10 protein-coding genes are annotated in these 16447 nt (G+C 61.5%); 9 read left to right on the forward strand and 1 reads right to left on the reverse strand.

Features of this window, described 5'->3' with window-relative positions; all coding sequences use genetic code 11:
- Positions 1-4: 4 nt before the first annotated feature.
- The 9 genes from thyA (at position 5) to recD (ending at position 14972) form a co-directional block, all read left to right on the forward strand.
- A complete protein-coding gene (gene thyA / locus VGC33_RS01080; RefSeq protein WP_331118135.1) occupies positions 5-799 on the forward strand; it encodes a thymidylate synthase in 795 nt (264 codons plus the stop codon).
- Between the two features lie 315 nt (positions 800-1114).
- On the forward strand, positions 1115-1612 hold the full coding sequence (locus tag VGC33_RS01085; RefSeq protein WP_331118137.1) for a prepilin-type N-terminal cleavage/methylation domain-containing protein: 498 nt from the start codon (positions 1115-1117) through the stop codon (positions 1610-1612).
- Complete coding sequence (locus tag VGC33_RS01090; RefSeq protein WP_331118139.1) at positions 1606-2175, forward strand: prepilin-type N-terminal cleavage/methylation domain-containing protein; 570 nt, start codon at positions 1606-1608, stop codon at positions 2173-2175. Before VGC33_RS01085 ends, VGC33_RS01090 begins: the two co-directional genes overlap by 7 nt.
- Positions 2172-2597, forward strand: a complete 426-nt coding sequence (locus VGC33_RS01095) for a DUF2509 family protein (RefSeq protein ID WP_331118140.1) — start codon at positions 2172-2174, stop codon at positions 2595-2597. The genes VGC33_RS01090 and VGC33_RS01095 overlap by 4 nt, the downstream gene beginning before the upstream one ends.
- 26 nt (positions 2598-2623) lie before the next feature.
- Positions 2624-3013, forward strand: coding sequence for a prepilin-type N-terminal cleavage/methylation domain-containing protein (locus VGC33_RS01100; protein ID WP_331118142.1), 390 nt, complete (start codon positions 2624-2626; stop codon positions 3011-3013).
- A gap of 78 nt (positions 3014-3091) precedes the next feature.
- Positions 3092-6505, forward strand: coding sequence for an exodeoxyribonuclease V subunit gamma (gene recC, locus VGC33_RS01105; protein WP_331118144.1), 3414 nt, complete (start codon positions 3092-3094; stop codon positions 6503-6505).
- Between the two features lie 140 nt (positions 6506-6645).
- The gene (ptrA, locus tag VGC33_RS01110; RefSeq protein WP_414636867.1) at positions 6646-9537 is read left to right on the forward strand and encodes a pitrilysin; all 2892 of its coding nucleotides are present in this window, start codon (positions 6646-6648) and stop codon (positions 9535-9537) included.
- Between the two features lie 15 nt (positions 9538-9552).
- Positions 9553-13119: an exodeoxyribonuclease V subunit beta gene (gene recB / locus VGC33_RS01115; protein ID WP_331118147.1), complete on the forward strand. Its 3567-nt coding sequence runs from the start codon at positions 9553-9555 to the stop codon at positions 13117-13119.
- Positions 13119-14972 carry an exodeoxyribonuclease V subunit alpha gene (gene recD / locus VGC33_RS01120; protein WP_331118149.1) on the forward strand — a complete coding sequence of 618 codons (1854 nt, stop codon included), beginning with the start codon at positions 13119-13121 and terminating at the stop codon, positions 14970-14972. The genes recB and recD overlap by 1 nt, the downstream gene beginning before the upstream one ends.
- Positions 14973-14983: 11 nt before the next feature.
- Here recD and argA read toward each other — a convergent pair whose 3' ends face one another.
- Complete coding sequence (gene argA / locus VGC33_RS01125; RefSeq protein WP_331118151.1) at positions 14984-16318, reverse strand: amino-acid N-acetyltransferase; 1335 nt, start codon at positions 16316-16318, stop codon at positions 14984-14986.
- Positions 16319-16447: the final 129 nt, after the last annotated feature.

A 16447-nucleotide genomic window follows, 5' to 3' on the forward strand; every position in this document is an offset into this window, starting at 1 on the left:
TTACATGAAACAGTATTTGGAATTGATGCGCCTGGTACGTACTCAAGGCACGCCGAAAGCCGATCGCACCGGCACCGGCACGTTATCGATTTTCGGCCATCAGATGCGCTTCAACCTGCGTCAGGGCTTTCCGTTGGTCACCACCAAGCGTTGCCACCTGCGCTCGATCATTTATGAGCTGCTGTGGTTTCTCAACGGCGATACCCAGGTGGACTATCTGCATGAGCATAATGTGTCCATTTGGGATGAGTGGGCGGATAAGGACGGCAACCTCGGCCCGGTGTACGGTAAGCAATGGCGCGCCTGGGGCGCGGCGGATGGCCGGCGGATTGACCAGTTAAGCCGGGTGATCGGGCAGTTGCGCCAGGATCCGGACTCGCGGCGCATTATCGTCTCCGCCTGGAACGTGGGCGAGCTGGATCAGATGGCGTTGGCGCCATGCCATGCCCTGTTCCAGTTTTATGTGGCCGACGGCACCTTGTCCTGCCAGCTTTACCAGCGTTCATGCGATATTTTTCTCGGCCTGCCGTTTAATATCGCCAGCTATGCGTTATTGGTGCATATGGTGGCGCAGCAGTGCGACCTGGAGGTAGGGGATTTTGTCTGGACCGGCGGCGATACCCATCTGTACAGTAATCATCTGGAACAGGCCGATCTGCAGCTGACCCGCGCGCCGCGTGAACTGCCGCGCCTGGTTATCAAGCGTAAGCCCGCATCGCTGTTTGACTATCGGTTCGAGGATTTCGATATCCAGGGTTATGATCCGTATCCGCCGATCAAGGCGCCGGTGGCCATCTGATAGCCGGCGCTCTTTGACACGTCTGTTTTTAACATTAGTGTTAGCGGGCCTAGCGAGCCGTGGGGCGCTCGGTCGGGCGGGAAACCCACGCCCGATTCGACCCCATCGGCACGCTCTCCCTTGAACACGTCTGTTTTTAACATTAGTGTTAGCGGGCCTAGCGAGCCTGGATGTGCGGTGAGCGCTCTATTTTTGTAATGTTTACCGCACTTTTTTGTCTTTTTTCACCCTTCCCCCAAATTCATTTCGCAGCCCGCCGCATGTTGCGCCCGACCCGGTAGCCGGGCGGGGCGGATAGCCGTTATCCTGCGGTCCATGAAAATCTCAAACGTGTCACAGCAGGGTTACACCCTGGTAGAAATGATGCTGGTGCTTACCCTGTCGGCGATACTGACGCTTTCGGGTGGTTTCGTCTGGCGCCATTACCAGCATCAATCCCAGCTTGATCAGGCGGCCCGCCAGATAGCGGATTTCCTGCAGCGTATCCAATGCCGGGCCAGCTGGGGCAATCATCACTATCGCGTCACGGTACAAACCGGCTGCGACTGGTCGCTGGCCGTGGCTACCGACGCGCCATCACGCCATCCGCCGCCCCCGGCAATGGCCTTGCGACCGCAGGCGTCCTCCGGCGGGGTCCGGCTGGACATTTCCGCCCCCGGCTACCTTACGCTTGCGGGATGGCGCAATACCACCACCGCGGCCCATCTGACCCTCAGCAACCCGGCGGGCAGGGTCAAGATTATCCTCTCGGGCAAAGGGCGGATAAGGTTATGCAGCGAACGCGGCCATTGGGCGGGTATCGGGCCATGCTAGGCCGGACGCAGCGGGGAGCGAGCCTGGTGGAAACCTTATGCGCCATGGCGGTGATGTCCCTGCTGCTGCTGGCCGGCCTGCGGCTGTTACCGCTGTCGCACCGTCTCAGCCAAAGCGGCATGCAACAGGCCAGGCTGGCAAGGCAGCTTGATCATAGCCTGCTGTCCATGGAAAAGGATCTCCGCCGCGCCGGTCATTGCCGGCCCCCCTGCGCGCGGCCGGCCGTCGTCATCGGCCAGCGGCGCGGCGAGCGTGAAAACTCCTGCCTGATTGTCAGCTATGCCTTTTATCCGACCGACGCCAGGAAGCCGGGCGGCCGCTTGGCCAACGACACCTTCGGATACCGTTTGCATCGGGGCGCGTTGGAAACCCAGCGCGGCGTCAGGCATTGTGACGAGTCTGGCTGGGCCAATATGCATGACCCACGGCAGTTGCGGATAAAACAGGTCCGGTTCGAACCGGTGGCGGTAAATGCGTGGCGGATTAGCCTGTACGGCGTTCCCGTCGATCGTCCGGGCAGCGGATGTCGGACCAGCCGTATCGTTATCGGGCGCAATGGATGAATAATCAATCGCAACGCGGCGGCGGTTCCCTGGCGGCGCTGCTGGCCGTATTGTTTACCGGCATGTTGGCCTTATCGGGTTGGCAGCGGTTTATGGATGCCTCCCTGTCATTAATCGAGGATGAACAGCGTTACCTGAGCGCTTTTCATCAGGCCGAATCCGCGTTGTCATGGGGCGCGCGCCAGCATTGGCGGGGGACGGAAGGGCAATGTCTGCGGCCGCCGGCCGGGGACTTCCAGGCCTGCCTGCTGGCGGGCGCGGGCGGAAGGTGGATTCTGCGCGGCCATGGCGAAGGTTTGGATGAACCCTTGTACCTGTATCATGTGATGGCCATGCGCGGGGTCGGACCTCGGGGGGGCGACGGAGCATCCTGGCGTCTGGCTCCGTTGCCCGGGGGCTGGCTCGACTATCATCCTGGCTGAGCTCAGCGGATCCATGAAGAGGGATTATGAAGAGATGTTGTCAGCGCGGGCACGGCATGACGGAAGCACTGATTGCGGTGCTGCTGTTTTCGCTGGCGGCGCTGTTTATGCTGCACTACCTGCAACGGCTGGCAGACCGGCAGGAAGATTTGCGTCAGTACCGGCAGGCGTTGACGTTCAGCCATCAGGCGCTGGAAGGGTATCGTCTGCCGCACCTGCGGGATCGGCTGGTCAACAGCCTGGACCTGCCGGCCGGCTGGCGGCTTGAGATAGCGGCGCATCCGCAGGGAGGCGGCTGCGCGCGGGTCAGCGCAGGGGTTGATACCGCGCGCGGACAGCGGGCGACGCTATGCGAATGGTTTTGTTTAGCCTATGACGCGCAGCAAGGCGGCGGTGACTCCGTCGATGACGGATGATCAACGCTTGTTTTCAGCGCAAATCCCGCTAGAGTGTCGGCATGAACAACACCCATTGGGTCGGGCAAAGGGGGCGGCATGTTTACGGTGTACCATTCAAACCAGCTGGATTTGCTTAAAACGCTGGCCGCTTCGCTTATCGAGGGGCGCCCGCTGCGCGATCCGTTCCAGCCAGAAGTGGTGCTGGTCCAGAGCTCCGGCATGGCCCAATGGATGCAGATGGAGCTGGCGTCGCGGTTCGGCATTGCCGCCAATATCGAGTTTCCCTTGCCCGCCAGCTTTATCTGGCAAATGTTCACCCGCGTCCTGCCGGATATCCCGCAGGAGAGCGCGTTCTCCAAAGACGCCATGACCTGGAAGCTGATGGCTCTGCTGCCAAGGATATGCGAGCAGCAGGGGTTCGAGGTGATTTGCCAGTACCTGAAGGACGACGCCGACCGGCGCAAATGTTTTCAGTTTGCCGCGCGCATCGCGGATCTGTTCGATCAATACCTGGTATTCCGGCCGGACTGGCTGGAACGCTGGCAGCGGGGGGAACAGGTGCCGGATCTGGGCGATGCCCAATCCTGGCAGGCCCCTTTGTGGCGGGAACTGGTGGCGTTTACCGACCGGGCCGGGCAATCGCCCTGGCATCGCGCCAATCTCTATGCACGGTTTATCAACACGCTGGAAGAGGCGACCGAATGTCCGCCGGACCTGCCCGAGCGCGTATTTATCTGCGGGATCTCGGCCTTGCCGCCTACTTATATCCAAGCCTTGCAGGCGCTGGGGCGACATATCGATATCCACCTGCTGTTCACCAATCCTTGCCGCTACTATTGGGGTGACATCCGCGATTACGCCTTTCTGGCCAGGCTGCAGAGCCGTGCGCGCACCCATTACCAGGAGCCGCGCCAACAAGCGCTTTTCCGCCAGCCGGCGCAGGCCGGGTCGTTGTTCAACGACGCGGGAGAACAGCAGGTCGGCAATCCGCTGCTGGCCTCCTGGGGCAAACTGGGCCGCGATAACCTGTTTCTGCTGGCCCAGCTGGATGGCGTTCAGGAGGTGGACGCCTTTGTCGATCCGCCCGGCGACGGCCTGCTATCCACCCTGCAGCGCGATATCCTGGAACTGGAAGATCACGCCGTGGTCGGCATGACCCGCGAGACTCTGGAGAACAGCCGGGCCAAACGGCTGTTGCAACCGGCCGATCGGTCCCTGAGCCTGCATGTCTGCCACAGTCCGCAGCGCGAGGTGGAAGTGCTGCACGATCGGCTGCTGGCGATGATTGGCGACGATCCGGCGCTATCGCCCCGCGATATCATCGTCATGGTGGCGGATATCGATCGTTACACCCCGGCGATCCAGGCGGTATTCGGTTATGCCGGCACCGGACGCTATCTGCCTTTCGCCATTTCCGACCGGCGAGCGCGCCATATCCATCCAGCGCTGCCGGCGTTTCTGTCGCTGCTGGAGCTGCCGCAAAGCCGCTTCGCCGCCGAGCAGGTGCTGGCGCTGCTCGAGGTGCCGGCGGTGGCGGCGCGTTTTTCGATTAACGAAGACGGACAGAAACTGCTGCGGCAATGGGTTGCCGAGTCGGGCATCCGCTGGGGGCTGGACGACGATAATATCCGCGAGCTGATGCTCCCCGCCACCGGCCAGCATACCTGGCAGTTCGGACTGACGCGCATGTTGCTTGGATATGCCATGGATAGCCATGGCGGGGATTGGCGCGGCATCCTGCCTTACGACGAATCAAGCGGGCTGATTGCGGAACTGGTGGGCAACCTGGCGGAACTGCTGGCGCAGCTCGGGCGCTGGCGCGACATCCTGCGGGAACCGCGCGTTCTGGCGGGATGGCTGCCCTGCTGCCGGGAGCTGGCGGCGGACTTTTTCCTGCCGGACAGCGAGACCGAAGCCGCGCTGGCGGTGCTGGAAACGCAATGGCAGGAGATCCTGCGCTTCGGCCTGCAGGCATCCTATGACGAACCGTTGCCCGTCGCGCTGCTGCGCGACGAACTTTCCGCCCGGCTGGATCAGCAGCGTGTCAGCCAGCGTTTCCTGGCCGGCACCATCAATTTCTGTACGCTGATGCCCATGCGATCGATACCCTTCAAGGTGGTGTGCCTGCTGGGCATGAACGACGGCGTCTACCCGCGTTCGCTGCCGCCGCAGGGGTTCGATTTGATGGCCGGCCAGGCGAGGCGGGGCGACCGCAGCCGGCGCGACGATGATCGCTATTTGTTCTTGGAAGCGTTGCTATCGGCCCAGCAGCGTTTTTATATCAGTTTTATCGGCAAGTCGATCCAGGATAACGGCAAGCGCTATCCGTCGGTCCTGGTCAGCGAATTAATCGAATATGTCGCGCAGAGTTTTTACCTGCCGGGCGATGAAGACGCGGATGTGGATACCAGCGCCGCGCGCGTCGGCGCGCACCTGTGCCAGTGGCACAGCCGCATGCCGTTCGCGGCGGAAAATTTTATCGATGACACCGAACAGCAAAGTTTTGCCGCGGAGTGGCTACCCGCCGCCAGCGCGGGCGGCAAGCCCCATCCGCCATTCGCCCGTCCGCTGGCTACGCAGCCGGTTACCCAGTTGGCGTTTGAGGTATTAAAACGATTTTACGGCCACCCGGCGCGCGCCTATTTCCAGCAGCGCCTGGGCGTCTGGTTCCGGCTGGAGGAAACCGAGCTGTCCGCCGACGAGCCGTTCGTCGTCGAAGGACTGGACCGCTATCAACTCAACGACCAACTGCTTAATACGCTTATCGCCGGTGAAGATCCGGACCGGCTATACCGCACCTTCAGGGCGGCCGGCTACCTGCCGTACGGCGCCTTCGGCGAGCTCTATTGGGCCAAACAGCGGGATGAGATGGCCCTGCTGGCCGCCACGGTGCGTGAACAGCGCCGGGAAGGAACGCAAAGCACCGAGATAAGCCTGCTGCTGGGCGACATCGAACTGAGCGGCTGGTTGCCCCAGGTGCAAAACGACGGCCTGTTGCGCTGGCGTCCGGGTATTTTATCAATGAAGGACGGCATGGCGCTCTGGCTTGAGCATCTGGCTTGGTGCGCCATGGGCGGCGGCGGTGAAAGCCGTATGTACGGCACCAAGGGCCAGTGGCGTTTCGCCGCGATGGCGCGGGAGCAGGCCAGCGCGTGTTTGCAGGCGTTGGTGGCGGGCTATGTCCAGGGCATGAGCGCGCCGCTGTTATTATTGCACCGCGCCGGGGGCGCGTGGCTGGCGCAAAGTTATGATCACGACACCGGCGCCCTCGACTGGGGCGAATCCTGCCAGCGCCAGGCGCGCGATAAGCTGATGCAAGCCTGGCAAGGGGACGGCTACACGCCCGGCGAGGGACAAGATCCTTACCTGCAGCGGCTGATGCGGCAACCGGACGCGCAGCACATTGAGGCGATTATCCAGGCGGCGCAGCTTTACCTGCTGCCTCCTTTCAGTCATAACCTGGCGGAATCCGAAAAGGCACGACGGGGGAAAAAAAGCACGTTAAGCTAACGAGACCGGCTACAGACTGCTGACAAAGCTGCTCGTCATTCCCGCAGGCACCGATCTGTCATCAAATTCAAAGCGGTATACCTATTGCGGATTAAAGCGAAGAGGCCATGGCCGGCCCTTCAGGGTTGTTGGAGAGTGGAATGCGTAGATTGGTTGTGGGACTGCTTAGTTGTATGGTGTTGGTTTTTTTTGGCATTACGCCCGCCGGAGCCGATACCGCCGGCTGGCAGCCGATAAAGGAGACTATCCGCAAAAGCAGCAAGGACGTGCGTGAGTACCAGGCCGTCCGGCTGGCCAACGGCATGACGGTACTGCTGGTCAGCGATAAGCAGGCGGTAAAATCGCTGTCGGCCATCGCGGTGCCGGTGGGCTCGCTGGAAAACCCCGATAACCAGCTGGGCCTGGCCCACTATCTCGAACATATGATCCTGATGGGGTCGAAGAAATACCCACAGCCGGAAAACCTGTCGGAATTCCTGAAAAAGCACGGCGGCGATCATAATGCCAGCACCGCCTCCTATCGCACCGCCTTTTATCTCGAGGTGGAAAACAACGCCCTGGAGCCGGCCATCGATCGCCTGGCGGACGCCATCGCCGAACCTTTGCTCGACCCCGGCAACGCCGATAAGGAGCGTCATGCCGTCAATGCCGAACTCACCATGGCCCGCGCCAATGACGGCTTACGCATGGCGCAAATCCGCGCCGAAACCATGAACCCCGCCCACCCCGGCTCGCGTTTTTCCGGCGGCAACCTCGACACCCTGCGTGATAAGCCGGGCAGCAACCTGCATCAGGCGCTGAAGGCGTTTTATCATCGTTACTATTCCGCCAACCTGATGGTGGCGGTGATCTACGGCAACCAGCCGTTGCCTGAACTGGCGAGGATCGCCGCCGCCACCTATGGACGCGTGGCCGACCGCCATGCCACCGTGCCCAGGATTACCGTACCGGCGGTTACTAAAAAACAGACCGGCGTCCTGATTCATTACCAGCCGGTGCAGCCGCAGAAAATGCTGCGCATCGAGTTCCCCATAGCCAATAACAGCCTGGCGTTTCGCAGCAAAAGCGATACGTATATCAGCTACCTGATTGGCAATCGCAGCCCCAATACCCTGGCGGACTGGTTGCAGAAACAGGGGCTGGCGGATGCGATAGACGCCGGCGCCGACCCCATGGTCGATCGCAACGGCGGCGTATTCGCCATTGCCACCTCCCTGAGCGATAAGGGACTCAGGCAACGGGATGAAGTGGTGGCGGCTATTTTCAGTTACCTGAAAACCCTGCGCGAACGGGGAATACAGCGGCAATATTTCGATGAAATCGCCCATGTGCTGGATCAGGATTTTCGCTATCCGGTGATTACCCGAAATATGGATTATATCGAATGGCTGGTGGACTCCATGCTGCGGGTACCGGTGCGCCACGTGCTCGACGCCTCCTACGTGGCGGATCGTTACGATCCCAAGGCCATCGCCGCGCGCCTGGACAGCATGACGCCGGATAATGCCCGCATCTGGTTTATCAGTCCGGACGAACCGCATAACAAAAGCGCCTATTTTGTCAACGCGCCTTACCAGGTGAATAAAATCCCGGCGGAACGGCTGAGTCTGTGGCGTCAAACCCAGCCGCATATCCGGCTGTCGCTGCCGACGCTCAATCCCTATATCGCCAGCGATTTTTCATTGATTAAAACCACCGCGGCGCCGGTCTATCCGCAGTTGCTGATAGACGAACCGGGGCTGAGGCTGCGTTATATGCCCAGCCGTTATTTTGCCGACGAGCCGCGGGCGGATATCACCCTCAATTTCCGTAATCCCGCCATCATGGCCACCGCCCGCAACCAGGTGCTGTATTCCCTTAACGATTATATCGCCAGCCAGGATCTGGCCGAATTGAGCAACCAGGCCTATGTGGGGGGCATCAGCTTTTCCACTTATGAAAACGACGGGCTGACCATCAAGGCCTCGGGTTATACCCAGCGCCTGTCGCAGCTGGTACTCAGCCTGGTTGAGCGTTACGCCACCTATACCCCGACGGTGGATCAGCTGTTGCAGGCCAAAAGCTGGTACCGCGAGCAGCTTGACGGTACCGAAAAAGAAAAACCTTACGCCCAGGCGATGATCCCGGCCAAGGTCCTGTCGGCCCTGCCGTATGTGGAACGGGACGAGCGGCGCGCCCTGATAGACGGCATGACGGTGCGGGATCTGGAAGATTACCGCGAAACCCTGTTCAAACCCACCGCGCTGGATATGCTGGTGGTGGGAAATATGACGCCGCAACAGGCCACCGACCTGTCGGCGCAGTTGAAAAAGCAGATAGGTTGGACGGGTACGCAATGGCGACGCGCCGATAAAGTGAGCATCGTCCGGCCGCAGCTGGCGGTGATTCAAAAGCGGGGCGGTAGTTCGGATGCGGCGTTGTCCGCGGTGTATGTCCCGGCGGGTTATGATCGGGTCCAGGGCATGGCCAACAGCTATATGATCGCGCAGATTGTGGAATCCTGGTTCTATCAGCGGCTGCGAACCCAGGAACAGCTGGGATATGCGATTTTTATGGTGCCCGTGTTTGTCGGCGATCAGGGCGGCATCGGTTTTGTGCTGCAAAGCGGCACCCATCAGCCCGCTTATCTTTTCCAACGCTACCAGGCCTTCTTCCCAGAGGCGGAGCAGCGGCTGCGCGCCATGGCGCCCGAGGATTTCGAGCAGTATAAGCAAGGCATCATCAGCCAATTGCTACAGCAGCCGCAGACGCTGGCAGAAGAAGTGGGACAATATACCGATGATATCGAGCGCGATAACCCGTCTTTCGATACCCGTGCTAAAGTGGTGGCGGCGCTGCGGCAGCTGACGCTCGCTCAATTGGCCGATTTTTTCCATCAGGCGGTGATTGAGCCGACGGGCCTGGCGCTATTGTCGCAGATTGGCGGCGCGGATGGCCACGACCCGGCGGAATATGCCGCGCCGGCGGGCTGGCAGCTATACCCCAACGCCTCGGCGCTGCAAAAGATGTTACCCGTGCTTGCTCATCAGTAAAGGAAAACAGCATACGTGACCGCGCAGATTCTTAATCCGCTGACGTTGCCGCTTTGGGGCGCAAGCCTTATCGAGGCGTCGGCGGGTACCGGCAAAACCTACACCCTGGCGGCGCTGTATCTCCGGCTGTTGCTGGGGCTGGGCCAGCAGGCGGCTTATCAGCGCCCGCTCAGCGTGGAAGAGATCCTGGTGGTGACTTTTACCGAGGCGGCCACCGAGGAACTGCGGGGGCGCATCCGGGAGAATATCCACCGCCTGCGGCTGGCCTGCGTGCGCGATCCCTCGCGGCGCGCCACCGGCACGGATGACGTGTTTCAGGGCCTGCTGGCCCAGGTGGCCGATACGGAACATGCCGCTCGTTTGCTGCTGGCGGCAGAACGCCAGATGGATGAAGCGGCGATTTATACCATTCATGGCTTTTGCCAGCGCATGCTCGGCCAGAACACCGTCGAGTCGGGCATGCTGTTCCAGCAGACCCTGGTGGAAGACGAATCGGCCCTGCGGCGCCAGGTATGCGCCGACTTTTGGCGACGCCACTGTTATCCACTGCCTTATGCCATTGCCCGGGCCATCAACCGGGAGTGGGACGGTCCGGAAAAGCTGTTGGCGGAACTGTTGCCCTATCTGCAGGGCGAGGCGCCGGTGGTGCGCAATCCGCCGGATAAAACCGAGTCCATCATGGCGCGTCACGAGCGCATTATCGCGCAGATCGACGCCCTGAAACGGCAGTGGCGGCAGGCGGCGGGGCTGTTGCCGGCTCTGGTGGGGGGTTCCGGCGTCGACAAGCGCTCATACAGCAGTAAAAACCTGCCCTTATGGCTGGATAAACTGTCGGCCTGGGCCGCCGCGCCAACCGAGGATTACGCGGTGCCAAAAGAGCTAGAACGCTTCCGCCAATCGGTTCTGCGCGCCAAAACCACCCAGGGCTCGCCGCCCGAACATGGCCTGTTCGACGATATCGACCGGTTTTTCCAGGAGGCGCTGACCCTGCGCGAGCTGATTTTTGTGCTGGCGCTGGATGAAATCCGCCTCGCGCTGCGCCAGGAAAAACGCCGGCGCGGCGAAATGGGTTTTGACGATCTGCTTAGCCGTTTTGACGAAGCCCTGCGGGGAGAGCACGGCGGCGATCTGGCGCAATCGGTGCGCAAGCGTTATCCGGTGGCGATGATTGATGAATTTCAGGATACCGATCCCCAGCAATATCGCATTTTCCGCCGTATCTATGGCGGCCAGCCTGACTGCGGCCTGGTGCTGATAGGCGACCCAAAACAGGCGATTTACGCTTTTCGCGGCGCGGATATTTTCACCTATATGCGCGCCAGAAGTGAAGTTAGCGCCCACTATACTCTCGGTACCAACTGGCGCTCATCGCCAGCCATGATCGGCGCGGTAAATCGTCTGTTCCAATCGCTTCCCAATCCGTTTATTTTTCAGCAAATCCCCTTTTTGCCGGTGGCCGCCGCCCCGGACAGCGGCGGGCTGTCGCTGATGGTTGACGAGAAACCGCAGCCGGCGCTGCGGGTGTGGCTGCTGGACGGAGACGGAGCAGGGGTAAGTGAGTACCAACATATAATGGCGCGCCAGTGCGCCGCGGCCATCAGCGACCTGCTGGCCGCCGGCCGGGATGGCCGCGCCTGGCTCCACGGCCGCAAAGGGCGCGAGGCGCTGCAGGCCTCGGATATGACGGTGCTGGTGCGTAACCGTAATGAGGCGTCTCTGGTGCGCGATGCGCTAAGCGCGCTGTCGATCCCGGCGGTGTACCTCTCCAATCGCGACAGCGTGTTTGAAACCCCGGAGGCGCGCGAGCTGCTGTGGTTGTTGCAGGCTGTCCTGATACCGGGGCAGGATAACGCCCTGCGCTGCGCCCTGGCCACCAGCCTGATGGGGCTTGACGCACAGGATATCGACGCCATAAATAATGACGGTCAGGCCTGGGATGCCCTGGTGGATAAATTCGCCGGTTATCGCCAACTGTGGCGGCAACGCGGCGTGCTGCCGATGCTGCGTCAGGTGATGATCGCCCACCAGATGGCGGAGAACCTGCTGGCCAGCGTCAGCGGTGAGCGCCGGCTGACCGATCTGCTGCATCTGGCCGAACTGCTGCAGGAAGCCTCGGCGCAGCTGGATAATGAACACGCGCTGGTGCGCTGGCTGGCTTTACAGATAGAACAACCCAATACCCAGGCTGATAACCAGCAGCTCAGGCTTGAGAGCGACCGCCATCTGGTGCGTATTACCACGGTGCATAAGTCTAAGGGATTGGAATTTCCCGTGGTGTTCCTGCCGTTCGTCGCTGATTTCCGTCTGCAAAAGCGTCCTTTGTTCCACGACCGTGATGATTTCCAGGCCTGGCTGGATCTGGCGGCCGCCGATGAGAGCCTTGCGCTTGCCGAGGAGGAGCGGCTGGCGGAGGATCTGCGCCTGCTCTACGTGGCGTTGACCCGTTCCATTTATCAATGCTGCATTGGTATTGCGCCGCTCTATCGCGGCACCCGCGCCAAAAGCGGCGATACCGATGCGCACCAAAGCGCGCTGGGCTACCTGGTGCAGCAGGGCCAGCCCGCCGACGGCGCCGGCCTGCGGGCGCGGCTTGAACGGCTGTCCGACGCGGATATTGTCCTGGACGTGATTACCCAGCCGCAGGGCCGGCCCTGGCAACCGGCCGCGACGGCGCGGCATATCCTCGCCGCCCGGCGTTTCCGGCCGCGCGCCCTGGATAATTGGCGCGTTACCAGCTATTCCGGCCTGCAACAGCACGGCGGCGGGCCGGGGCTGATGGAGCTGCTGCCACGGCTGGATGTCGACGCGGTGGGCGAACGCCGTCAGGACGCTGAACCCGAGCTGTCGCCCCATACCTTTGCGCGCGGGGCTTCGCCCGGCACCTTCCTGCACGCCCTGTTTGAATCGCTCGATTTTACCCAGCCGCTGGATATGGCCTGGCTGGGCGGGCAACTGGCGCAAAATGGCATCAGCGATATATGGCAGCCGGTTATCGGGCAATGGATGGAACGGGTATTGAACACGCGGCTCGACGCTTCGGGCATCATGCTTTCCCGCCTGGATGCGGGCGGTAAACAGGCTGAGCTGCAGTTCTACCTGCCGATCGACGCCACGTTGACCGCCGGGGCGCTGGATACGCTGTGCAAACGCTACGATCCGCTGTCGGCGCGCTGCCCGCCGCTGGATTTCCCCCAGGTGCGGGGAATGCTCAAGGGGTTTATCGACCTGGTTTTCCGCTGGCGGGACCGATACTACCTGCTGGATTATAAATCCAACTGGCTGGGCGAGGACAATGCCGCCTATACCCCCGAGGCGATGGCGCATGCCATGATGGAGCATCGCTACGATTTGCAATACCAGCTTTATACCCTGGCGTTGCACCGTTATCTGCGCCATCGCCTGGCGGAGTATGACTACCGCCGCCATTTCGGCGGGGTATTCTATCTGTTCCTGCGCGGTGTCGCGGCCGATAATCCGGGCAACGGCATATTTTACTGCCGCCCCGAGCCGGCCCTGATTGACGGGCTGGATACATTATTCAGCCAGGGCGCGCCGGTCAACATCGAGGATAAGGCGGTTTAATGGATGAGGTTATCGAACAGGCTCGACAACTCGGGCTGTGGCGTACGCTGGATATCCAGTTTGCCCGCATGCTGGCGAGCGCGCGGGAGCCGGCCCTGATGCTGGCCTGCGCCTGCCTGAGCGCCGATGCCGGCGCCGGGCACGTCTGCCTGCCGTTGACCCTGTTGCATCCCGGCGGGCTGTTCAACGGCCGGTATCCGCAACTGGCAGGGCTTGCCTGGCGGCTGGCCGGCGAACCCGCGCCGGGCGATTGGCCGCGTTTGCTGAGCGCGTCGCCGGCGGTCAGCGACGGTTCCACGCCCACGCCCCTGGTTTTGGATCACGGCCGGCTATATTTGCAGCGCATGTGGCAAAACGAGCGGCGGGTAGCGGATTTCTTCAACGCCGTCCGCCCTCTGCCGGCTGGGGATGAATTACTGATAGGCCGGGTGCTTGATCGCTTTTTCCCGGCCGGTGGCGGTGATGAGGTTGACTGGCAGAAAGTGGCGGCGGCGGTGGCCATCACCCATCCGGTGGCGCTGATTTCCGGCGGTCCAGGCACCGGCAAAACCTCGACGGTGGCAAAACTGCTGGCCGCCATGGTGGTGCTGGGCGGCGATGCCCGCCTGCGCATCCAGTTGGCGGCGCCAACCGGTAAAGCGGCGGCGCGGCTGGGCGAATCCCTGGGCGCCGCGCTGGCGGCGCTGGGCCTTGACGAACGGCAGCGGCGGCTGTTTCCCGCGGAAGCCGTGACGCTGCACCGGCTGCTGGGCGCGCAGCCCAACAGCCAGCGCATGCGTTACCATCGGGATAATCCGCTGCACGTGGATATCTTGATTGTCGACGAAGCCTCTATGGTCGATTTACCGATGATGGCCAGCCTGATCGCGGCGCTGCCGCCGCGGGCGCGGGTGGTGTTTTTAGGCGATCGCTGCCAACTGGCGTCGGTGGAGGCGGGGGCGGTGCTGGGCGATATCTGCTTCTTGGCGGAAAACGGCTACAGCCCCGCGCGCAATGCCCAGCTGCGGCGGCTTACCGGCTGCGATGTGCCGCCGGGCACGCCGGTGCCGGGACATACGACCGGGGACAGCCTGTGCCTGCTGCGTAAAAGCTACCGCTTTGACGCGCAGTCCGGCATCGGCCGGCTGGCCAATACGGTTAACAGCGGCGATAGCCGGGGGGCGCTGGCTTTGCTTAAGGGCGGGCGCGATCGGGATGTGACCTACGCGCCGGTGCGGGACGGCGCGGACTATCTACGGCTGCTGGAAGGGTGCGTTAAGGGTTACAGCGATTACCTGCGGCTGATAGGCGACGGCGCCGGGCCGGACGCGGTGTTATCGGCTTTTAACCAGTATCGCCTGCTGTGCGCGCTGCGCGAAGGGCCTTTTGGCGTCGCCGGCCTGAACGCGCGTATCGAACAGGCGTTGGCGCAGGCTGGGCTGATTACGCGCCAGGCGGATGCCGCCGCGCGGGGCTATGCGGGACGACCGCTGATGATCACCCGCAATGCGCCGGCGCTTGGGCTGTATAACGGCGATATCGGCATTATGCTGCCGGATGCGCGGTTGGAACTGAGAGCCTGCTTCCCGCTGCCTGGCGGCGCGATGAAAGCCGTCCCTTTAAGCCGCCTGCCCGATCATGAAACGGCGTTCGCCATGACGGTGCATAAATCCCAGGGTTCGGAATTTATCCATACGGCGCTGGTGCTGCCCAACCAGTTCCTGCCGGTGTTGACCCGCGAACTGGTTTATACGGCGATTACCCGCGCCCGCGAACGGCTGTCGGTATATGCCAACGACGCGGTGCTCAGCCAGGCCATCGACACGCCGACCGAGCGGCGCAGCGGCCTGCGCGAACTGCTGCTCAAGGGATAAATGGCGGACGGTCACTGGCCCGTCAGGTCCGCCACCAGGATTTTGGAGCGGCGGTGGTAGTTATACAGCGCCTGCTTCTGCTGTGGCAGCACTTCCACTTCCGCCGGGGTAAAACCGCGCTCCTGGAACCAGTGAATGCTGCGCGTGGTCAGTACAAACAGTTTTTTCAACCCCATTTGCCGCGCCTGCTGCGTTATGCGCTGCAACAGCATTTCCCCGCGCGAGGAGCTGCGATAATCGGGGTGTACCGCCACGCAGGCCATTTCACCCAGCCCTTCCTCGGGGAAAGGGTAAAGCGCGGCGCAGGCAATGGTCAGGTTGTCCCGTTCGATAATGGTGAATTTATCGATTTCCATCTCCAGCTGTTCGCGGGAGCGGCGCACCAGAATACCCTGCTGCTCCAGCGGCCGTATCAGCTCCAGGATGCCGCCGATATCATTAATGGTCGCGCGGCGTACCTGTTCCGCGCTTTCCATGACAATCTGCGTGCCGATGCCTTCACGGGAGAACAGTTCCTGCACCAGCGCGCCGTCATCTTGATAGCTTATCAGGTGACAACGGCGCACGCCGCTGCGGCAGGCTTTCACCGCGCCGCGTAAAAAACGCACCGTGCCGGACTGGTAGTCGCCTTTGTTTTCCAACGCGTCGATACGCAACTGGGCATCGTTGGGAAACAGTTCGGAGATGATCTCGCCCTTATCGTCAAACACCCCTTGGGAAGAGCAAAAACCAATAATCTTTTCCGCTTTGAGCTTGATAGCCATCTGCGTGGCCACCTCTTCCGAGGTCAGGTTAAAACTCTCACCGGTCACCGACACCGCCACCGGACCGAGCAGGACGATAGCGCCGCTGTCCAGCTGGCGATGGATTGCCTCGTCGTCGATACGGCGAATGCGCCCGCTGTGGCAGTAGTCCACCCCGTCGTCCACCCCGAGCGGCTGGGCAATGATAAAATTGCCGCTAACCACATTAATATGCGCGCCCTGCAGCGGCGTATTATTCAGGCTCATGGACAGCCGCGCGGTAATGTCCAGCTGCAGCAGGCCGGCGGCCTGCTTGACCAGCTCCAGCGTCGGCGCGTCGGTGACGCGGGTATGCTTGTGATAAATAGGTTCCAGATGGTGCACCGACAGATTGGCGTCGATTTGCGGCCGTGCGCCGTATACCAGCACCAGGCGGATGCCCAGGCTGTGAAGGAGGCCGATATCATTGACAATGTTGGCGAAGTTTTCATGTTCGATGGCTTCGCCGCCCAACATGACGACAAACGTCTTGCCGCGATGGGCATTGATATAGGGAACTGAGTGACGAAAGCCTTGGACCAGTTCAGTACTACGTTCCTTCACGGCAAATCCTCTGTGAATGATTATTCTGATTTTGTGTATTTTTATTCTATAAATGAGGTTATGGCAAGCAGCATTTATCCCCATCATTAATTGTAAAGAATCGAAAATAAACCCCGAAGCACTAAGCAT

This window comes from Acerihabitans sp. (assembly GCF_036398755.1).
GTDB lineage: Bacteria > Pseudomonadota > Gammaproteobacteria > Enterobacterales > Enterobacteriaceae > Acerihabitans.